This is a genomic window from Pannonibacter sp. (assembly GCF_051860505.1).
Lineage (GTDB): Bacteria > Pseudomonadota > Alphaproteobacteria > Rhizobiales > Stappiaceae > Pannonibacter.
Genome location: NZ_JBHYDX010000003.1, coordinates 1 through 21,623, shown reverse-complemented (window position 1 = coordinate 21,623; position 21,623 = coordinate 1). Strand labels below are relative to the sequence as shown.

Sequence of the window (21,623 nt, the reverse complement as noted above, 5' to 3'; positions counted from 1 at the left end):
GGAGAGGCTTCTAAAACTATCTAAGCAATGCACAGCCCTGACCTCGTCCGGAGGGGACAGGTGTTGGCAGCTCACAAGCCATCGTTGGTTCTCCCCCACTCAAACAGGCGGCAGCACCAGTCCTTCAAACCGTGATGGCTTCATGCGCCCGGCATCGAAGCCATCCATGCCGCCAGCGGCCAGCAGCGCATTGAGGATCGCCTCTTCCGCCGCCTCGATGGCCGCCTCGAACAGCGGCGAGATCTCGTCATTGCCGATGCCGCCGAACGGAACCACACCGCCCCGGCGCTCCGGCGTCAGGCGCAGGCTTTCGGCGGTCGTGAAGGCCAGCGCATAGTCGCCTGACCCGTTGGACAGGGCCGCGCCGGTTCGCGCGAGACCGCCAAAGCTGCGTGCAGCAAGGCGCTTCAGGTTGCGCGGACACAGCGGCGCATCCGTTGCCAGAATGAGGACAATCGACCCGTTCACATCGGCGGTCGTCATCGTTTCAACCGGCACGCCGTCGATGCGCAAGTCCCCGCCATAATTGGCCTGCACCAGCACGCCAAGCGTTGCCGTACCATAGCCTTTTACCTCGACCACGCGCGAGGCCGTGCCGATCCCGCCTTTCAGGCCGAAGGCAACCGTCCCGGTTCCCGCACCGACCGCCCCTTCCGCCACCGGTCCACCGGACGCCGCCGCAATGGCCTCACCGATTTCCCCGGGCGTCGGCCGCCCGGCGCGGATGTCATTGAGGCGGCTGTCGTTGGTCTCGCCGACGACCGCATTGATCGAGACCACACGCTCGTTGCCGGTAAGCCCCAGCAGATGCGCATGGATTGCCTCGATGGCCCGCCCCGTCGCCAGCGTATTGGTCAGAACGATCGGGCTTTCCAGTTCGCCCAGTTCCTCCACCTGCGTCGACCCGGCGAATTTGCCGAAGCCGTTCAGCACAGCAAACCCCGCGGGCACCTTGTCCTGAAACAGGTTGCCGCCATGCGGCAGGATCGCTGTCGCCCCGGTGCGGATCCGGTCGCCCTCAATCACGGTCCTGTGCCCAACCAGAACGCCCGCCACATCCGTGATCGCATTGAGCGACCCCGGAGCAAAACGGCCAATCGAGCGGCCAAGATCGCGCAAGCGCGGGCGGATGGACGGGTTGGACATGGTCATTTCCATTCTGCACAGACAGGAAAGGCGGCGGGATGCTCACCATCCCGCCGCCTTCCGATTGGGTCAGATACGCGGCTTACGAGCCCCAGACGGCCGCACGGTCGGCATACATCCGGCCTTCCATCGCCTTGGTATAGGCCGAGCACTGCTTGATGTAGTCGACATAGGCGCCGTGGATCTTTTCCGACATCGGATCGCCCTTCGGGAACGCCTCGAGCACCTCCTGCGAGGCCTTGCCCAGCGCCGCCACCACGTCCGCCGGGAAGGCCGAGACCTTGGCACCCTTGGTCACCAGATCCGCCAGAACGCGCGTGTTGTTGTAGCGGAACTCGGCAATCGTATCCTCGGCCTGCGCCCTGGCCGCGCTGGCGAAGATCGCCTGCAGCGTCGGCGACATGTTGCCCCAGATGTTCTGGTTCACCATCATTTCCAGCGCCGGTCCCGGCTCATGGAAGGCCGGCAGGTAGTAATAGGGCGCAACCTTGTAGAGGCCGAGCGCCACGTCGTTCCACGGACCGACGAACTCTGCCGCATCGACGACGCCGGACTGCAGGGCCGGGTAGATTTCCGGAGGAGGCGTCAGCACGGTGTTGACGCCCAGCTTGCGCATGACATCGCCGCCAAGCCCGGCAATGCGCATCTTGAGGCCGGCCAGATCATCCAGCTTCTCGATCGGCTTCTTGAACCAGCCACCCGCCTGCGCGCCAGAGCCGCCGGCATAGAAGGACTTCACGCCAAACGGCGCATAGGCCTCGTCCCAAAGTTCCTGACCACCGCCATAGCTGATCCAGCCGGACAGTTCGGTCTGGTCCAGGCCATAGGGAACCGTGGTGAAATACATCGCCGCGCGCACCTTGCCGGCGTGGAAATAGGGCGCCGTATGGCCCATGTCAGCTGCCCCGCTCGACACCGCCGAGAACACCTCGAACGGGGGAACCAACTCGCCGCCGCCGTAATAGGTGATCTTCACCTTGCCGTCGGTCATGCCCTCGATGCGCTTGGCCAGCTTTTCGGCGCCGGTGCCAACGCCCGGAAAGCCGCGCGGGAAACCGCCGACCAGTTTCAGGTTCAGCGTCGCCTGGGCAATGGCTGGCGCTGCCAACAGCGGGCTGGCGGCGGCGGCAATCGCACCGGCTTTCAGGAAATCACGACGTTGCATGCTGTTCTCCTCCCCGACTTCGCGGTTGTGACCCAAGCTTAACCACCCGGACGGCGATTTGGCCAGATACCACGTCAAAACAAACAGGGTGCAGTGCAGTGACGAGGCTCTCCGTGTTGTCAGACAGATGCAAAATGACCATCTGCAAACAGCCACAGCCGTCACACGACATTGATCGAGGCCTATCGCTCCCCTCCCCCTCGTGGGGGCCGAAGGCGGGTCGAGACAAGTGGCTCGACCCAGGCTGGGTTGGGGGTGGGGGGCGGACTTAAATCCAGTGACATTGCGTTCCTGACGAAACTCACTTCAGACGCTTTGTGATCTGATGGCCTCCCGTGCCCCCCACCCCTCACCCCTCCCCACGAGGGGGAGGGGGGCTGAGAGGCCTCAAAAACCGTCTGGCCAGATGGCGATAGCCTCCCCACGAGGAAGAGGGGAACTGAGAGGTTCCAGCAAGATCCCGACAATCGCAGCAGCCACTCGTGGTCCGCCTCAGCTCTTCTTCAACCGGGTCTTTTCCGCCCGTTCGATATGGCGGCGGGCGAGGGTTTCGGCGGCGTCGGAGTCCCGGTCCGCGATGGCCCGCACGATGGCCGCGTGTTCCTCGACGGCGGTTTCCCGGCGCTCCGGCGTGTCCAGCGTGGTGCCGGCCATCAGGATCATCGACAGGCGCAGGTGATCGATCAGGCCGACGAGATAGCGGTTGTGCGAGGCAAGATAGAGCCGGCGGTGGAACTCGCGGTTGGAGCGCACCAGCGAGGCCTCGTCAGCAATGCGCTGCCGGTCGGCCTCCACCAGATCCTGCAGGATCTCGATTTCGGCGTTGGAGGCATGCTGGGCCGCCAGCCGCGCGGCCGTGCCTTCGAGCACTTCGCGCATGTAATAGACTTCGGAAATCTGGCCGTGATCCAGCGTCGGGATCACCATGCCCCGGTTCGGCTCGTGCACGGCAAGCCCCTGCGCCTCCAGCCGTTTCAGGCCTTCGCGGATGGGCGTGCGGCTGACGCCGAAGGTTTCGGCAAGGTCCGCCTCGCGCAGCCGGTCGCCCGGCTTCAGCGTGCGGTCCTCGATGGCCTCGACCAGGCGCTTGTAGATTTCTGCTCCGTTCATGGCACCCTGTCTAGCCGGTGTCAGAGACGTTGAAAAGCGTCTCAGCTTGGCCGGTAAAGCCGCCCGCCAATCACAGGTTCACGGGCGCCTGTCGTCGATGGATAGCTTGTCGGCAGACCAGCCATGAAGCGAGCCCCGAGAAACGCCATTGCCTGCGCTTCAAGGGCATCGCCGTCGATGCCGTGGCTGTCCGCGTTCTCCACCTTTCCGGACACGCGCTGCGCCAGTTCTGCCATGAGCGTTGGATTGCGCCGGCCTCCGCCGCACACGATCCAAAGTTTCGGCTCCTTCGGCAACAGGGCCACGGCGCGGGCGACCGCCTCTGCCGTGATCGCCGCCAGTGTCGCCGCGCCATCGAGCAGGCTCATTCCCTCCACCCATTTCAGCGAAAAGGCATTGCGGTCGAGTGATTTCGGCGCAGGCTGGGCGAAATAGGGATGCGTCAAGGCCACCACCAGCCGCGCCACATCCACATGTCCCCCCGATGACCAGCGGCCATCCCGGTCAAAGTCATCAACGCCGGAGCGGCGGACGAAATCATCGAGCAGCGCATTGCCCGGGCCGACATCAAAGGCCAGCAGGTGGTCACCATCGATATAGGTCAGGTTGGCGACGCCGCCGATGTTCAGAAAACACATGGGCTGGCGCAATGTGCCCGCCAATGCCTGATGAAACACCGGCACCAGCGGCGCGCCCTGCCCGCCGGCCGCCATATCCGCCTGGCGCAAGTCGCCGATCACCGGCAGGCGCAACGTATCGGCCAGTTGCTGCGGATCACCCAGTTGCACGGTTTCGCCCGCCGAAGGATCATGCCAGATCGTCTGGCCATGGAAGACGACAAGATCCGGACGGTTTCCGGTCTCGTCGAGGAACGCCGCGATGGCATTCCGATGATCTTCGGTGATGACATCGGACAAGGCCTTCCAGCCACTGCGTGCTGCCGGACCTGCGGCAATCGCGGCCAGGATGGCTGCACGGGTCTGAGGCTGATAGGGCAACGTGCAAGCCGCACCGGCCGCCTGCATCTGCACCCCGTCCGTCCGGATCTCCGCCAGATCGATCCCGTCAGCGGATGTGCCGCTGATTGTGCCAAGCACTGTCAGGGGTTCCATGGTGTCTCCGGGTTCAGGCGATGCGGTCCTGTCCGCATTCGCGCGAAAGCCTAACCAAATCCATGGCCTGAGCCAAGCGTCAGGCGCGCAACCGGCAAGACACGCCTTGCCATGCCCGGCCGGCGCGTCTACCCCTACCCAAAACACTGAGCCATTTGGGAGGATGCGGGTGGACAAGAGCGAATTCCGTCACTGGGCACACCGCGCTGCCGACTGGGGCGCGGACTACCGCGAGAGCCTGCGCGAACGGCCTGTCCGGGCCAAGACCCAACCGGGCGAGATTGCCGCGAAAGTCCCTGCCTCGCCGCCCGACAGCGCCGAGCCGATGGAGACCATTTTCGCCGACTTCGAGCGCGACATCCTGCCCGGCATGACCCATTGGCAGCATCCCCGCTTCTTCGCCTACTTTCCGGCCAACGCTGCACCGGTCTCGATCATTGCCGAGTATCTCGTCACCGCCATGGCCGCCCAGTGCATGCTGTGGCAGACCTCGCCGGCAGCAACCGAACTGGAAACCCGCGTGCTCGACTGGCTGCGCCAGGGGCTCGGCCTGCCGGCGGGCTACCATGGCGTCATCCAGGATTCCGCCTCCTCCGCGACCCTTGCCGCCGTCCTCACCCTGCGCGAGCGGGCGCTGGCCTGGCGCGGCAATGCCGACGGCCTGTCCGGCTCACCGCGCCTGCGCGTCTATGCCTCCGGTGAGGTACACACGTCCATCGACCGGGCGATCTGGATCGCCGGCATCGGCGGCGACAATCTGGTGCGCATTCCGGTGAAGGGCCCCTCCCGCGCCATGGACCCGCAAGCCCTCAAGGCCGCCATCGCGGCGGACCGGGCTGCCGGCTACCTGCCAGCAGGGCTCATCGCCTGCGTCGGCGGCACCGGCGTCGGCGGCACCGATGACCTGACCGAACTGGGGCCGATAGCCCGCGACAACAACCTGTTCCTGCATGTGGACGCGGCCTGGGCGGGCGCTGCCATGATCTGCCCCGAGTTCCGCGACCACTGGCGCGGCATCGAGTGGGCCGACAGTCTCGTGCTCAATCCGCACAAGTGGCTCGGCGCACAATTTGATTGCTCGGTGCAGTATATCCGCGATCCCGACAGCCTCGTACGCACCCTGGCGATCCGGCCGGACTACCTGAAGACCCACGGCAAGGACGGGATCATCAACTATTCGGAATGGTCCGTGCCGCTCGGCCGCCGCTTCCGCGCGCTCAAACTCTGGTTCCTGATCCGCGCGCACGGTCTGGATGGCTTGCGCCAGATGATCCGCAACCATGTCGCCTGGGCGCAGGAACTGGCCGAAGAACTGCGCGGCGAGCCCGACTTCGAGATCATCACCGAGCCGATGCTGTCGCTGTTCTCGTTCCGCTACGGTCCTGGCGGTTCAACAGGTGATTATGACGCATTGAACCAGCGACTGATCACGGCCATCAATGATGATGGCCGCATCTACCTGACGCAGACGATGGTGGACGGTCGGTTCGTCATTCGCTTCCAGGCGGGGCAGTTTGATTGCACCCGTGACGATGTGATGATGGCGTTTGACGTGATCACGGAAATCGCCCGCCGGCTGAACTGAGCCTGGCGCGGCAGGAGACAGGCATGCACCCGAGATTTGCACCCGTATTGTTCGGCCTGATCGTATCGGGACTGATGTCCTTCATCGTCTCGGGCATCGCCACCTTCAGGGCCTTCGGCTTCGACCCCGGCGTTCTTCAGCTCTGGCTGCAGAGCTGGCTCGTTGCCTGGGCCGTTGCCTTCCCGACCATTCTCGTCGTCGCCCCGCTTGCCCGCAAGCTCGTCGCCCGGCTGGTGCGTCAGCCGGCGCAATAACGCGCAGCAGAAGCCTCAGAACAGGAACCCGTCGTCGAACAGCGACTGGGTCAGGAGCCGCTTCTCGGCAGATTCGGAGAAGCCCAGCAGCAACGCTGCGTCCGCCGTCCGGGTCGAGACGACCATGGTGCTCCAGGCCTCGAGCCCGCTTTCATCCGGCGTCCGGCCGAGGCTGTTGCTGTAGAACGCCGTCACCTTGTCCCGCGCGGACGGAAGACTGTTGTAGATCGTGTTGAACTCCGCCGACCGGGTGAAGGCATCGGCAATGTCCATCAGGCTGGTACCGGCATCGGCCAGGTCAAGCCAGCTGCGGAAGCCATCGCCGTCCGGCGTCCGGTTGAATGCTGTCTGGTACAGGCGATAGAGCTGTCCGGCGGTGCCGTCATTGTCAAAGGCCAGCATGGTGCCGTCCTTGAAGCCGATGCGCTCGATACTGATGAGTTGATCCAGTTCACCGGCATGCTGCAGGCTGATCCGGTTCCCTTCAGCCACGTCGAACTTGAAGACAGCCGCATCATACAGGCTGTCGACCAGCAAGACATCGAGTCCTAGGCCGCCGTGATAGAAGTCATTGCCCTGCCCCTCGATGAAAACATCGTCGCCCGCCCCGCCCAGCACCACATCATCGCCGCGCCCGCTCCAGATGGTGACGCCACGGTCATGGGCGACAATGCGGTCATTGCCATCACCGGTGATCACCGTCGTCACAATGGTCTCGGCCGAAATGCTCAGTGTCCGCCCGCCGAGCCAGGTCTCGCCGGCTCCGGTCAGATCAATCCGGCTCGCCTCGCTGATCGCCGCCGCATTGAGTGTCGTCCGGCCGCTGCTGTCGGACAGGATCCCGGAGCCGAACCGGCCGTGGTCGGCCGTAAAGTAGTGAACCGTATCCGCACCGATTTCGCGGCCATCCAGCTCCAGTGTCGCCGCAGCCCCCAGCGCCGGCAGGCTGACCGACCGGGCGAATTGCAGTTCGACGGTCCAGGTGCCGGCAGCCTCTTCGCCGCGCGGCAGTTGCGTCAGGAATTCCCAGGCAAAGCCGCTGCCGCCTGTGTCGATGCCCTTGTCAGTCCGATGCACAAGGCTGCGGGATCCATCGGCGGACACGAGATAGACATCGCGCAGCGCATCGACGCCCGACACCAGCGTTAATCCCAGCACCGCCGTCGACAGGACAAGGCCATCGGCAACTGTCACCGTCGCCCGCGCCACCGTCCCGCTGGCATCCAGCGCCCAGTCGGCGAAGCTGACGTCCAGTTGCATCTGCTGCTGAGCCGTCCGACCGATGCCCCAGGTCTCCGCAATCCGGACGGCCTGATGCGCATCGACAAGGCCGAAGCCGTAATCATTGGAAAAATGCAGCCCGCCACCATTCCAGTTGGCAGCGCCATTGATCTGGCTCGTGTGCTGCTCATAGCCGGTGGGCGCAGCCCCCGGCAGTGCGCCGGTCGCCCGTGCCGACAGCGCCAGTATGTCTGCAACATCGGCCTGTGTCAGCCGCGCATTGGCCGCCAGCATCAGCGCGACAACACCGGTCACCATGGGAGCCGCCGCGGATGTGCCGCCAAAGCCATCATGAATGTCGCCGGACGCGTAGCCGGCGACGCCAGTCACATCGAGCGTCGTGACACTGCGTCCGGCACCGGAGGACGGCGCGCTGACGAGGATGTTGCTCCCCGGTGTCGAGTAATACGCGACCGTACCGGCATGATTGGTTGCCGCGACGCTGATGACGCCATCCATGTTGGCGATCAGGTCATCTGTGCCATAGCGCCCGTCGAGGCGGCCGTTGCCGGCCGACTTGATGATGACCGTACCCAGCCCGACGCGGCCGTTGACCAGCGCGTCTTCCACATTGGCGCGAATGGCTGACCAGTAGGAAATGTGACCGAACGCCGAGGCCTGAAAAAAGCCGACTGAATAGCTCCAGCTGTTGTTGGCAATGTCGTAGTCCGCCAGGTGCCCCATGGCCTGCCGGATCGACAAGCTGCCATCGCCAAAGATCCGCAGCGAGGCGAGATCGACACCCGGCGCAATGCCGACCGGCCCGCCGGTTGCGGCAGATCCAGCGACAATGCCGGCGACCGCGGTGCCATGGCCATTGCCAAAACCGACCGGATCGCCGTCCACGCCCGTGCGCGCTTCTGCCAGAGCAAACAAACTTGCAGTGGCCTCTCGGAGACCAGCATGCCGATGGTCAACGCCATCATCGACAATCGCAACTGATATGCCGCTGCCGCCCGTGACGCTCCAGACGGAGCCGAGGTTCAGATGCGCCCGCCCCGCACCAGACGCCTGTCCGTTGCCATCCAGATACCATTGACCAGTCAGGGCATAAGTGTCGATACGCATGCGCCGCCTCAAGTTCTCTCAAGGCAACACTAACCACTGATGCTATATCGACGGTTTATTCACTTGGTAATCAAGTAATTATATCCGAGTTAAATCATGTAAAGGTTATGGATGATATAATGTCTATAACACGAAAACAAATTGAAACACTCTGTTTACCTAAAAATCTGAACATGAAGCATTCGGTCTCGCCTCGGCATTCCCTGCCAACCTCGTCATTCCGGACAAGGTGGGCGAAGCGAACCGCAGATCCGGAACCCAGCGCGTCTGTGCGAGCGAACGCGTCCCCAACACCCAAAAGCCCCCCGGATTGCTCCGGGGGGCTCTTGCGATTGGGCCGGAAGGGACGGCCCCTGATGCCTTTGATCGCGGTCAGGCGACCATCAGCCAGACGCCGTCGTCGGTGACATTGCCGGTGAGCTGGATGTGCTCCGCGCTCTCGGCAATCGCGGTGAGCACGTCGCCGCGCGACTTGCCCTCGCCCATCGCCTTGACCCAGCCGGCCAGACCTTCCGCCTCGGCCGAGCGGCCGAAGGCGTTCTCGTAGACCACCTGCACGAAGCCGGCGTCCGACAGATCGGCTCCAAAGCGCGAGGCGAACTCGGCCGACTTGACGAAGGCATCCGCAATCGAGGCAAGGCTCGCCTTGCCCTCGTTCAACGCTTTCGCCCAGCCGCTCAGGCCCGCGATGTCGCCCGGCCGGTCGAAGGCCGCATCGAACAGACGCACCAGCTTGGCCGAGGTCGCGCCCGTGTCCAGCTTCAGCTCCGTGCCGTCGCCGAAGACCAGGTGCTCCACGTTGCTGAGCGAGGCAGACTGCCCGCCCTTGGCCCCGATCACCTCGAAGCCGTTGTCTGCCGACAGGATCTTCACGTCCGCGAAGTTCGCCGTGAACACCACCGTGTCGATGCCGGCCCCGCCGTCAACCCGCGCCGGCAGGCTTGCCACCTTGATCGTGTCAGCCCCGGCCGTGCCGCGATATTCCACGCCTTCGCTCAAGATCCAGACGCCGTTCTTCACGGCGGCAGCCTGGCTGTTTACATGCTCCTGGCTTTCCGAGATCGCGACGAGGATCTCGCCCCGGCTCGATCCGCCCTGCAGCTGCTTCACCCAATGGGCAAGACCGGCCGCATCCGGCACACGGCCGAAGGCGTTCTCGTAGACCCTTGCGACAAACGTGTCGTCGGTGAGGCTCTGGCCACGGGTGAATTCCGGCGAGAAGGCGAACATCTCCGCCACGCTCGACAGGCTCTCGCCGCCCTTCAGCATCTTGGCCCAGTGCGTCAGGCCGGCCGTGTCCGGATCGCGGCTGAAGGCCGCATCATACAGCCGGTGCACGGCCGCTGCTTCCTTGGAAGCATCGAGTGCAACCCGGCGGACCGACGCCGGATCATTCGGCGCGGTCACCCCGCCCAGGAACTCCACCGCCTCCACATTGGCGACATAGATCGAGTTGAACAGCCCGTCCTGCAGCGGCTCGATGCGGAACCCGCCATCAGCCGGGACAATCCGGACCTGATCGAAGGCCAGCGGCAGACGCACCGTATCAAACCCGCCCTTGCCGTCGATCTGGCGCGGCAGCGTCGTGGTAAAGGTCAGCGTGTCGTTGCCGTCCGTGCCGCCCGGCGCCGGCTGGTTCGGCGTCACCGGATCGGTGTTGCCACCGCCGTTGTTGTTGCCGCCGCCAGTACCCCCGCCAGTTCCGCCTTCCACCACATCGGTCAGCGTCAGCGTGAAGGTCTCGATGTCCTCAGGACCGGTTCCGATCGAGGCATCATCCACCGATACCTTCACCGCAATCGTCGACCCGGCCTCGAAGTCCAGCACAGACCCGGCCTTCAGCACCAGCTTGCCATTCTCCACCGCGAACCGGCTGTCCGACACCGCGATCACATTCGTCCCGATCCCGTCGTCCAGCACCGTGACGTCTGCAAGCACGCGGTCCGCAGTGACAGTTCCCTCCGCAAGCGTCAGGCTTGTCGCCGACAGCAGGAGTTCAGGCGCCATGTTCGTGCCGGATGCCGGTGCCGGCAAGGCGACAACTGTGACATCATCAAAGCTGACACCGGGATTGCCCCAGGCATAGAGGCCAACAGTGCCCGAAGCGATGGACCGGTCCTCGGCAACATCCGGGAACAGGTTCAGGCCGTTGAGCCAGACCGAGAACTTCGATCCCTGCACGTCGACACGCAGGTCGACGGTCTCGCCCGGCGTGTAGGTGTTTCGCGCCCGGTCAATGAAGCTCTCACGGCCATTGAGCATTTTCACCAGCGTGGTGAGCCCGTTCTTGGCGTCCACTTCCAGCTTGTAGTAGTTGTCGGCGTCCTGATAGCGCAGCATGAAGCCCATGCCACCCTTGGCCGGAGCCACCAGCTTGGCCTCGACCGAGTAGTCGGTCCAGGAATAGCCGTCCTGCCACAGTGCTGCCGTGCCCTGGTGCAGGGCATAGATGCCGTCACCCAGCGGGCTCCAGCCGCGTTCCCAGACATCTGCTGCAGAAGCGCCCTTCCAGGTCAGTTCCTTGCTGGTGATGCTGCCCGCCTGCACAAGCTTGTCGCCGACCACCTTCCAGTCCGAGGCTCCGCCCAGATCGCCGGTATCCTTGACGGTCCAGCCGTCCATGTCGCCATCGGAGAAGGTGTCATGGATGAGGATGCGATCCTTGCCAACCACTTCCACCTTGACTGTATCGGTGCTGGCCTTGCCATCGGCATCCTTGACTGTCAGTGCGACGGAATGGGTCCCGGCCGCCAGATCCAGAGCCGCCGACTTGCCGGAAGCCGTCGCCGCGCCTGCGCTCCAGTCGAAGCTCGTCACGCCGGACGGCCCGAAGGAATTGACACCGTCAAGGCTGACGGTTGCCGTGCCGTCGCCGTCGATGTCGAGCACGCGGATCGCTTCACCGGCATCTGCCGTCAGCACGGCCTTGGTCACGACCACATCATCGAACTCAGTGATCGTCTGGTCTTTCGAGATGACACCGATGGTGCCTGCTGCCAGCGGATTGGCATCCGTGACCGGCCCCCCGAACAAAACCTCGCCGTCGATGCTGGCCCGGATCTCGTCGCCGACAATCGTCACCTTGACGCGCATCTCGTCATAGAAACGGTAGCCATTGGCCTCGCGGGCCAGTTCGGTCGTCTTGCCGTCCTGCACCTTGACCAGGATGCGCTCGTTCTTCTGCGTGTCCAGGGTCAGCATGTAATGGTTGGAGGCATCTGCAACGCGGAACAGCACACCGACGACATCGTCGTCATAGGAGTTGATCGCTACCTCGAAGGTGTAGTCCGTCCAGGCCTTGGCCTCGTTCGCGCCCCAGATCAACATCTTGGCGTCGGGCGAATTGGTCTGGTCGAACAGCGCGCCATCCGAATAGGGATTGTTCGGGTTGTTGTAGAACGAACCCTTCACCAGCCAGCCGGTCTCCTGCAGCTTGGTGATGGCGACGCTGGCGTTGCCGTAGGACAGGCTGTTGCCCGTGCCGCCGAAGTCGATCTGGAAGGCATTGGGATCGCCGGCGCCAAGGACCGGACCCTTGGCATCGGGACCACCAAGACCGGCGACCTCATCCTTGGTCAGCACCTTCTCGGTGAAGGTGAAAGACGAGATGAAGACGTCGTTGGTCTCGCCATCCTCGTCGGCGAACAGCAGGAAGCCCTTCTTCGGATCGAAGGCATAGCGGTCATTGCTGATCGACTGCTCGCCGACCATGACACCGTCGGCATATTTGACCATCTTGTCGCCTTCGATGGTGAAGGTCAGGCGGTGCCAGGCACCCACGCTGATGCCGCCCGGATAGTTGCCGCCAATACCGATGCCATAAGCGTCGCCGCCGGTTTCCTTGATGAAGATGTCACCGTCCGAGGTGTTGGACACATCCCCCTGGAACAGGCTGGTGAAGGCTTTCCCGCCTTTCGGAAGGAAGATGTCATAAACCAGGGTGAAGGCGTCGAACTTCGCCCCGCCATCCGCTGGAATGCCTTCCGGCACAACCAGCAGGCCTGTGCTCTTGGGCAGCGACGGCACCTTGGCGACCGTCGCGGTTCCCCCCGCCAGTTCAGGCAGGCCAAAGGTCGACGGGGTTCCCGCGGTCAACTCCGGCAGCGAACTGGCCAGGGAGTCCAGCTTGCTCCAGCCATGCAGATTGCCATCGTTGAACGTGTCGATGAGCAGCGTGTCCTTGCCGTCGATAAACACCTGCACGGTATCGTCATGCGTCCGACCGTTGGTATCGCGCGTCGTCAGCGTGAACTCGTGCCGGCCGGAAGCGAGTTCGACTGGCGCCTGGACGCCCGTCCCGACAAGCTTGCGATCGGCATCGCGCCATTCATAGGAGAGGCTGCCGCCGGCCGGGTCCTTGGAGGCAGAGCCGTCGAGGGTGACGACAATCTTGTCCTTGCCCCCTGCATCAACCGACTGATCCGGCCCGGCATCCGCGCGGCCGGCCACCAGCATGTCACCGGCAACACCAGCGTCGGTGTAAACTTCCTGATGCCCGACATACGGCCCCTTGAGACCATTCCGGTCGAGCGTCATGCCACCGCGGCCACCGGTGAGGTAAGTGTCCAGCTCGGTGAAATAGGTGCCGGTGTAGAACGTGTCGTTTTCCGGATCGATGGTGATCAGGCGAATGGCGCCATTGCCGCCGTTGCCGCCCTTGCTGGCATCGCCAGCGCCCGTGATCTCCCGGGACACACCGTCCTGGTAGTTCATCAGCATGTTGTAGACGGTACCGCCGAAGTCGTTGTAGCGGATCGTCGTCTCGGCACCATCGCCGAAGATGTGACCGGAGAAGGTGAAGACCACATTCGGGTTCTTGGAGACGACGTCGCGCCACATCGTCTCGCCGTCATTGGCATCGCCCGGATCGGTGCGGACCGAATAATCATGGCCGGCGCCCTCGTCGTTGAGCGGCTTGCCAAGCGGATCGTGAATGCCATCCCAGTTGGTATAGGCATGGGTGGTCAGGATCGCGCGGTGATCCGGATTCGCTTTCAGCACATCGTCAGCCCAGCGCAGCACGTCGTCACGCGGACCGAACTCCAGGCCCATCACCAGCCACTTCTGCCCGTCCGGAGCGGTGAAGGTGTGGTAGTTGTTCTGGTAGCTGTTCGGCTCGCGGTCATAGACGCCGCCGAAGGTCTCGCTCTCGGCCTTGATTTTCTCCAGGTCGAAGAACTTGTTGTAGTTCACATACTGGCGCGCGTGACCGCCACCGTCATGGTTGCCTGGCGGCAGCAGGAACGGAACCTTGCCTTCGAGGTTGGCAAGGGCCTGGCGCGCGACTTCATACTGGCCAGGCGTGTCATGCTGGGTGATGTCGCCGACGCCGGCGAGGAACTGGATATTCTGGTTGTCGGCGTTGTCGGCAATCCACTTGGTCATGCTCTTGAACACCTGTGCCCCCATCGGGTCGTCGGTGTAGTCCTGCGTGTCCGGGAACACGGCAATGGTGTAGGCCTTATCGCCCGTCACCAGATAGCGCACGTTGTCGGTCACCGACTTGCCGGTGGCATCGGTCGCCGTGATCGAAAGGTCGGATACGCCGAGCTTGCCGAAGTCGAGCGTCATCAGGCCGCTGGCATCGATCTTGACCTCGACAACGGCGCCGTCGGAGGTCGTGACCTTATAGGCAAGGTCCTTGCCTTCGAAGACCTTGCTGAGGTCGATGACCTTGTCGTCCGCACCGACCTTGACCAGGCTGTCGGCGAGAGGAGCCACCACTTTCAGGTCGATCGGCGTCGTGCCGCCATTGCCGGGATCGGTATCGCCGGGCGTCTCATAGGGCTTCAGCGTGCCTGCGCCGGCCGAGGCGGACAAATCCCCCTTCTCAAAACCGAACTTGACGAAATTGAACCCCTGGCCGCTCATATCCGCCGGGCCTTCCAGTGTTACGCCGCCAAGTTCCTCGATGTAGTCGGCAGGGGCTGCGGTCTCGGCATAGGTGACCGAACTGACATGCACCGGCCAGGTCTCGCCATCGTCATCGTTGAACAGGGTCAGGCCAAGCTTGGGGTCAATGGTCACACGGGCCGTGTCGACCGTTGCCGTGCCGAGCGGCTTGCCATCGGCGAAATAGGCCAGGATCGACTTGCCGGCATCGGACTCAGTAACCGTGACAGTCAAACGGATCCAGGCACCGAACTCGAGCTGTCCGGAATAGTTGCCCCCAAGACCAATGGAGAAACTGTCCCCATCATTGCGCAGGAACGTTTCGCCGTCACCTTTCATGTCAACCTGGAACAGCGAGCCGAATTTGTTCATGCCATCGGTCTTCTCGACCAGCATGTCGAGAGAGAGCGTATAACTCTTCACTGGGACCGTACTGTCAGCCCGGATCACCAGCCCGTTTTCCAGGCCGTCGGTCGCCGGATAGGACAGGATCGTCAGGTCCTGGTCCGGCAGGCGCACCTGGCCGGCCGTTGCCATGGAGACCACCTTCACCGGTGCAGCATCGCCGATGACCGTCATGCTGCCGGCACCACGGCTGGCGGCCAGCGCACCTGCCGCAAAGTCGAACTCGGCATGCGGCGCTGCTTCCTTGTCAGACAGGATGTGACCGAGCTTGCTGCCGCCGAGCGCCGTCACTTCGGCGCCGGTCAGTGTGCGGGCGACCACGGCAAAGGCCGACAGGTCGAGGCCCCAGGTCTCGCCGCCATCATCGTTGAACAGGCGCAGGCCAGTGACATTGTCCAGGGTGAAGCGGGGCGTCGGAAGCTTCTGCGTGTCCAGCAGGGTGCCGTTTGCGTATTTGGCCAGCGTCGACGTGCCATCGCCATTATCGGCAAAAGTGACTACAACCCGGTTCCAGGCGTCCGCCTTCATGGCGCCATCGTAGTTGCTGTCAATGCCCAGCTGGAAGTTGCCGGCCGAGCCCTTCAGGAACATGTCCGCGTCGCTTGTCCCGGCTGCGCCCAACTGCAGCAGCGAGGCATAGCCCCCCTTGATCCCGGACGTCGGCACGAGCAGATCATAGACCAGCGAGAAACTCTTGGCCGGGCCGGCGAGACCGTCAACCTTGACCTCGATCGCCTCGGTCTTGGCCAGCCGGTCCGCCTTGAGGATGAACTTGTCCTTGGGTGAAGGCAGGGTCGTGTCCGACAGACGCTTGAAAACGGGGGTGCTCATGACTGGCTCCATTTGCAAATTTAGCCACCAGGAGGGGCAGAAGGATCCGGGTGCAAATTCCCGGGACCGGCGGCGTTGGTGTTTACAAACCGTCAACCATTGCGAAATGCCATTTGAAATTACGATTATGCGTGATAGGTTTTTCCTATGAAATTTCAGCAATTACGCGCATTCCATGTCACTGCATCCGAGGGTGGCGTCGGCCGGGCGGCCCGCCGCCTGTCGGTGACGCAGCCGACTTTGTCGCAACACATCAAGGCTTTGGAGGATCGTTTCGGTGTCGCGCTGTTCGAGCGGGAGGGCCGGCGACTGCGTTTGACGCCAGTGGGCGAACGCCTCTTCAAGATGACTAGCCAGCTCATGACCAGTTGGGATGAGATCGAGAATTTATTGAATCAAAACAATAGTGTGAACGCCGGACGGCTGCGTATCGGCGCTGATGCCCCGATGCATGCCGTCGAGCTGTTACACCGTTACAGGCAAAAATACCCCAATATCGAGGTCTCGATCCGGATTCAGCCCGGCGGCAGCGTGCTCGAACAGCTCGAAGCGGCGAACATGGATGTGGCCATCCTGGTGACACCTCCCGCCGGGGGAAATTTCTATCTGCAGCCGCTCAATTCCGAGCCCTTGATGGCGGTGGTACCCATAGGCCATGCCATTGCAGACCTGCGTTCCATCAGCCTGGCACGCCTGAACGAAGAGACCTTGATCCTGCGTGAAAGACGCAGCATGACGCGGGCTGCCATCGAGGCAGAGCTTCAGGCGCGCAACCTGACACCGCGCTCGGTTGTGGAGATTTCCTCCCGCGAAGCCATCCGGGAGGCCATTGCCCGCGGCATCGGCGTCACCCTCATGGTCTCCAGCGACTGCGTGCCTGACCCGCGGCTTGCGGTCGTGCCCCTCGACATTGAGGACAGCACGACGCACCTGACCGAATATGTCGTGACCCGGCAGGACCGCCGCCGCGCGTCGGTGATCCGTGAGTTCCTTGACATCGCCCTGGTTTATGCCGGCGAGCTGTCGCACAGGAAGTGAGTGCACCGGCAAAGCAACACCCGACAGCCACAACCCACACACACGCCTGACATGCATTTTGCTAACTTGCGATGCGCGCAAGACCACTGTCTACTCGGAAAACAGGCAAAAGATGGCGAGGGGCCATGCGCATATCGACGATCACCAACTGGGCCTACGGCGTCACGCTCGTCCTGACGATCCTGTCCGGCCTTGCCTTTATCCTGTCGTCGCGCAGCGCGACAGACGAACGGGTTGCGGTCGAACATCTGCTGGCCCTGGACAAGATGGCGGAGGGTCTGGCGCTTGGAGCGGAGCTGCGCACCGACGAGGCCCGGCTGTATGTCATGCGCGGCGACCCCCGGCATCTGGCCGCCTTCCACGTTGCGGAGGCCGAAGAGCGGCGGCGCGAGGCCGCCATCGGCGACGCCCGCGCCCTTGGCGTCACCGACGAGGAGATGCAGTTGCTCGAGCGCATCCGCAAGGACGCCGAGGAACTCGACGCCATCGAACTGCGCGCAATTGAAGCCTATTCCGCCGGCAACACAGCCGAAGCCCAGGCGATCCTGTTCGGCGATCAACACTACCGCGAACATCTGGACCTGATCACCGCCGTCGAGGAGTTTCACAAGCTCACGGAGCGGCGGACGGAACAGGAACTGCGCGCTCTGCATGCCCGCAGCGATCTCTTCGGTCTGATTGCCCGCATCACCTTGAGCCTGACGGCCGCCGTCTTTCTCGCGGTGCTGTATTTCATCCTGAGGCGCCGCGTTGCCCTGCCGCTCCAGCGCATGACAGGGATCGTCAACCGGCTCGCCAACCAGGATTTCGCCGTCGAGGTCCCCCGTGATGGACGCCGCGACGAAATCGGCGAGATGAATGACGCCATCCAGGTCTTCCGCGACAACGGACTGGAACGGGCGCGGCTGGACGCCGAACGCCGGCAGGACCTGCATACCAAGGACCTGATCCTGCAAATGATGCACCGGGTGCAGGCCTGCGAGAAGCTGGGCGAACTGGCGGACGTGGTCAGCCGTTTCCTGCCGCAACTGTTCCCGCACCTGCCCGGCGGTCTCTACGTCGTCAACGACAGCCACACCGCCTTGTCGCCGCTCACCAGCTGGCTAGAGCCGCAGAGCGCGTCACCGCGCTTTGCCACCAAGGACTGCTGGGGCCTGCGCCGGGGCCGTCCGCATGCGAGCAAGGACGCCGAGAACGACGTATCTTGCGCCCATGTCGCCAGTGACGGGATCCCGAGCCTGTGCATGCCCCTGACCGCCCAGGGCGACACGATTGGCATGCTCTATCTGGAAGGCCAGGAGGAAACGGCAGCGGCGGTTCAGGACGCCCGGATCTATCTCGAGATCATCGCCGAAAACCTCGGCCTTGCCATCGCCAACCTGCAGCTCCGGGAAAGGCTCATGCGGCTTGCGGTGCAGGATTCCCTCACCGGCCTCCTCAACCGCCGCTCGCTCGACGAGGCGCTGCATACACTTGCCCAGGATAACACCCCGGGCGATCTGTGCTGCCTGATGATCGACATCGACCATTTCAAGCATTTCAACGACGAGTTCGGCCATGACGCCGGCGATGTGGTGATGCAATCGGTGGCCGGTCTCCTTATCGATATTGTCGGCCCCCAGGGCCAGATCTATCGGTTCGGCGGCGAGGAATTCACGGTGCTGCTGCCAGATGCCAGGCTTGACGGCGCTCTGGCACTGGCTGAGCGCATCCGTACCCGGATCGCAACCACGCCGCTGACGCACCGTGGCCGGATCCTTGGCACCATCACCGTCTCCATTGGCCTTGCCACAAGTCCGCACGGCGGCAGCATCCCGACCTTACGCACCCGCGCCGACCTCGCGCTTCTCACGGCCAAGGAAAGCGGCCGCAACCGGACCTGCTGCGAGGCTGCAGGCCCGGCGCAGTAAACCGCGCGGCGTCAGCCGCAGCAGCTCGCCGTCCTTGCTTCCGGAACATGAACCGGGGCCGCCGTGTCGCTGCACCCGCAACCGGCGGCACCGGCGGCCTTCGCCGCCTCGTCCGCAACGCAGCAGGCCGAGACATCCGTCTTCGGCGCGCCACCACAACAGCTGGCTGCCGCGCCTTGCAGATCAGGGTGGAAATCGGTGGAACAGACCCCGGTCTCGGGCAGGTCCAGTTCCACGCGTGCTGCCGCCTCATGGTCCCCGGCGAGTTCGGCGACGATCGACCGCACCTGTTCGTAGCCGGTGGCCAGCAGGAATGTTGGTGCCCGGCCATAGCTCTTCATGCCGGCGACATAGAACCCGGATTCCGACTGCGCCAGTTCCTTTGCCCCATGGGGGCGTACGGTGCCGCAGGAGTGGACATTCGGGTCGATCAGCGGCGCCAGCGACCGCGGGCACTCGAGCGCCGTGTCGAAATCGAGCCGGATCTCGCCCAGCATGGCAAGGTCCGGCCGGAAACCGGTCGCGACCACCAGTTCGTCTGCCGTGACCGACCGGCCATCCATCCCCGTCAGGACAAGCGCATCGCCGTCCAGCGAAATGTCATCCAGGGCAAAAGGATGCACCACGGACACGTCCCCCGCGTCCACCGCATTCCTCAGCCGGGTGCCAAGGGCACCGCGAGCCGGCAAGGCATCCGCCGCGCCACCGCCGAACGCCAGCCGCAAGTCCCTGCGCCGGGACAGCCAAAGGATCTGCGTCGTCGGCTGTTCGAGCCGGAGGGAGATGAGATCCAAAATGACACCGGTCGCCGAGTGACCGCTGCCCAATACGGCGACCCGCTTGCCGGCATAACGGACACGATGCGCGCCAAGCACATCCGGCATGCCATAGGCGATCTGCCCGGCCTGCGCCCGTTCGCCCCTGGCCGCAATGCCATGTGCTCCGCCGAAGTTTGGATGGGTGTATGTTCCCGAGCAATCGATCACCGCGCGGGCATGAAGGTCCACTTCCTTGCCGTCTTGCAGGAGGCGCAGCAGAAAGGGCCGGCTTTCCCGGTCTGCGTCCTTGAGCTTGTCGAGGCCGACCCGGGTGATCGCCGTGACCCTTGTTCCAACACGCAAGACCTCCCGCAGCGTCGGCAGGTCCGCCAGTGGACCCAGATACTGCGACACGAGGTCCTGCCCCGTCGGAATGCTGTCGAGATCCGGTTCCTGCCATCCAGCCGCCGCCAGAAGGGGCCGCGTGGCCCGGGCGATGTTGTAGCGCCAGGGGGAGAACATCTTGACGTGTCCCCAGTGCCGGATGTTCGCGCCGACCTGTGGTCCTGCTTCCAGCACGACCACCTGCATGTTGCGGCCGATCAGTTCAGCGGCAGCGGCCAGACCAACCGGACCCGCACCGATCACGGCAACCGGCAGGTTCGCGGAGCGTTCATTCTTCATGATTTTATCCTCCTAGAAAATTCGAAATATTAGTCCCGACAATACCCGCGCCAGCGCCGTCAAGAGGCAGCGCAACGGCAGGCGTCCATCTCGGTTTGCGGCCCGGCATGAGGCCCAGTGTGCAGATCGGCATGCGGCTCGGATTGCAGGTCAGGCTCCGCGCAGCACTGGTCGAGCAAGGCACCGGTGACTTCCCGCATCATCGGATAATTCGCCCGGCAGATCAGGACCGTCGACCGCCGTTCCTGTGTCACCAGCCCCACCTGCATCAGTTTCTGGCAGTGGTGCGTCAGCGTGGATGCGGCAATGCCGATCCGCTCCTGCAGCCGGCCAACCGGCATGCCCGCCTCCCCGGCGCGCACCAGGGTCTGGAAGATGCGAAGCCGCGTCGGATTGCCGAGGGCTTCGAGGCGAAGGGCGATGTCGTCGATGTTCATATTTCGACAATCACCGAAACAGTCTCGCCCGTCAAGGCTATTTCGGCGTTTGTCGAAATTTAATGCCGAAGGGGAACTGGCCGCTGCTTCAGGTAGATCCAGCCTCATCCGGCGAACAGAACGGACCGCAACGGCAGCAGCCTCAGACCGAGATCAGGCAGCACGGACGGAAAACCAGGCTCAAGCCATGGACTGCATGGCACTGCCAAACACGCGACAAACGCCAGTGATTGATGACTTTCAGAAAAATGGCGCACCGGGCAGGATGAAACTGGGCACCGCTATGTCATTGCGGGGCCTTTATAATTTTGCCGGGGTCATTCTGTGCGCTCTAGCCGGACGGTCACCGGACCAGGGCGATCAAAGATTGAGACATCCCCAATAACCTGCCCGAGCACGATGATACCCGGCGATGGGACGCTGCCGCCGCGATAATAGATAACGAAGTGAGTGGAGCTCCAAAGCCCCAATGTCCCGACGGAAAAGTCGCGTTGCCGCGTCAATTCGGGCAAGGCTGCCGGCAGATAGCCCGTTTTTTCCTGACGAAGATGATCTGTCATCTCGACTGTGAGCGGGAGCATCCGGGCAAGAGCTTTCGCGGCATCGTTACCGGCAAGTTCAGCGGTGACCTCGCCCCAGTTTGATGAGATGCGAATACGATCTTGAGCCATGGCAGGACCAATCACTCCAAAGGTAAAAGCAGCGGCGAGAAGCAGGGCTTTCATTCGGTCGTCCTCCAGAAATGCCGATGGAGCCTGTGTCCGAAGCACAGGCTCCATAACGGCAATTCTTATGAGCCGAGATGCTGGGTGAAGAAGTGGGCCATCCTGTCGAACGGGATCACCTCTACGCGATCGTACAGATCGACATGGCTAGAGCGTGTCGTATCTGACCAGATTCGGGATTCCCTTTGGTGTTGATCCGTGATTCCCTGTTTTGCATCGAAA

The 21,623-nt window shown here is 63.4% G+C and carries 13 protein-coding genes; 4 read left to right on the top strand and 9 right to left on the bottom strand.

Annotation, left to right across the window (positions count from 1 at the left end; all coding sequences use genetic code 11):
- Positions 1 to 99: 99 nt before the first annotated feature.
- From ACTIFE_RS02730 to ACTIFE_RS02715, 4 genes are all read right to left on the bottom strand, one after another.
- On the bottom strand, positions 100 to 1,146 hold the full coding sequence (locus tag ACTIFE_RS02730) for a P1 family peptidase (RefSeq protein ID WP_439527634.1): 1,047 nt from the start codon (positions 1,144 to 1,146) through the stop codon (positions 100 to 102).
- Positions 1,147 to 1,228: 82 nt separating this feature from the next.
- Positions 1,229 to 2,311: a TRAP transporter substrate-binding protein gene (locus tag ACTIFE_RS02725; protein ID WP_439527633.1), complete on the bottom strand. Its 1,083-nt coding sequence runs from the start codon at positions 2,309 to 2,311 to the stop codon at positions 1,229 to 1,231.
- A 492-nt stretch (positions 2,312 to 2,803) separates the two neighbouring features.
- Positions 2,804 to 3,421 (bottom strand): GntR family transcriptional regulator, encoded by a 618-nt coding sequence (locus tag ACTIFE_RS02720; protein WP_106753971.1) that lies wholly within the window; start codon positions 3,419 to 3,421, stop codon positions 2,804 to 2,806.
- Positions 3,422 to 3,462: 41 nt separating this feature from the next.
- Complete coding sequence (locus ACTIFE_RS02715; protein ID WP_439527632.1) at positions 3,463 to 4,533, bottom strand: anhydro-N-acetylmuramic acid kinase; 1,071 nt, start codon at positions 4,531 to 4,533, stop codon at positions 3,463 to 3,465.
- 169 nt (positions 4,534 to 4,702) lie between these two features.
- On the opposite strand from ACTIFE_RS02715, the gene ACTIFE_RS02710 reads away from it, so the two are divergent.
- Positions 4,703 to 6,118, top strand: a complete 1,416-nt coding sequence (locus tag ACTIFE_RS02710; protein WP_439527631.1) for a pyridoxal phosphate-dependent decarboxylase family protein — start codon at positions 4,703 to 4,705, stop codon at positions 6,116 to 6,118.
- A 23-nt stretch (positions 6,119 to 6,141) separates the two neighbouring features.
- On the top strand, positions 6,142 to 6,372 hold the full coding sequence (locus ACTIFE_RS02705; protein WP_439527630.1) for a DUF2798 domain-containing protein: 231 nt from the start codon (positions 6,142 to 6,144) through the stop codon (positions 6,370 to 6,372).
- A gap of 15 nt (positions 6,373 to 6,387) precedes the next feature.
- Here the strand turns inward: ACTIFE_RS02705 and ACTIFE_RS02700 are convergent, their stop codons facing one another.
- Positions 6,388 to 8,721, bottom strand: coding sequence for a S8 family serine peptidase (locus ACTIFE_RS02700; RefSeq protein ID WP_439527629.1), 2,334 nt, complete (start codon positions 8,719 to 8,721; stop codon positions 6,388 to 6,390).
- A 372-nt stretch (positions 8,722 to 9,093) separates the two neighbouring features.
- The gene (locus ACTIFE_RS02695) at positions 9,094 to 15,849 is read right to left on the bottom strand and encodes a DUF4214 domain-containing protein (RefSeq protein WP_439527628.1); all 6,756 of its coding nucleotides are present in this window, start codon (positions 15,847 to 15,849) and stop codon (positions 9,094 to 9,096) included.
- 147 nt (positions 15,850 to 15,996) lie between these two features.
- Between ACTIFE_RS02695 and ACTIFE_RS02690 the strand changes: the two genes are divergently transcribed.
- Both ACTIFE_RS02690 and ACTIFE_RS02685 read left to right on the top strand, forming a co-directional pair.
- Positions 15,997 to 16,887 carry a LysR substrate-binding domain-containing protein gene (locus ACTIFE_RS02690; protein WP_439527627.1) on the top strand — a complete coding sequence of 297 codons (891 nt, stop codon included), beginning with the start codon at positions 15,997 to 15,999 and terminating at the stop codon, positions 16,885 to 16,887.
- Positions 16,888 to 17,012: 125 nt separating this feature from the next.
- Complete coding sequence (locus tag ACTIFE_RS02685; protein ID WP_439527626.1) at positions 17,013 to 18,797, top strand: diguanylate cyclase; 1,785 nt, start codon at positions 17,013 to 17,015, stop codon at positions 18,795 to 18,797.
- Between the two features lie 11 nt (positions 18,798 to 18,808).
- Here ACTIFE_RS02685 and ACTIFE_RS02680 read toward each other — a convergent pair whose 3' ends face one another.
- From ACTIFE_RS02680 to ACTIFE_RS02670, 3 genes are all read right to left on the bottom strand, one after another.
- Positions 18,809 to 20,239 (bottom strand): FAD-dependent oxidoreductase, encoded by a 1,431-nt coding sequence (locus ACTIFE_RS02680; RefSeq protein WP_439527625.1) that lies wholly within the window; start codon positions 20,237 to 20,239, stop codon positions 18,809 to 18,811.
- Positions 20,240 to 20,298: 59 nt separating this feature from the next.
- On the bottom strand, positions 20,299 to 20,676 hold the full coding sequence (locus ACTIFE_RS02675; RefSeq protein WP_439527624.1) for an ArsR/SmtB family transcription factor: 378 nt from the start codon (positions 20,674 to 20,676) through the stop codon (positions 20,299 to 20,301).
- Between the two features lie 317 nt (positions 20,677 to 20,993).
- Positions 20,994 to 21,401 carry a cyclophilin-like fold protein gene (locus ACTIFE_RS02670; protein ID WP_439527623.1) on the bottom strand — a complete coding sequence of 136 codons (408 nt, stop codon included), beginning with the start codon at positions 21,399 to 21,401 and terminating at the stop codon, positions 20,994 to 20,996.
- Between the last annotated feature and the right edge of the window lie 222 nt (positions 21,402 to 21,623).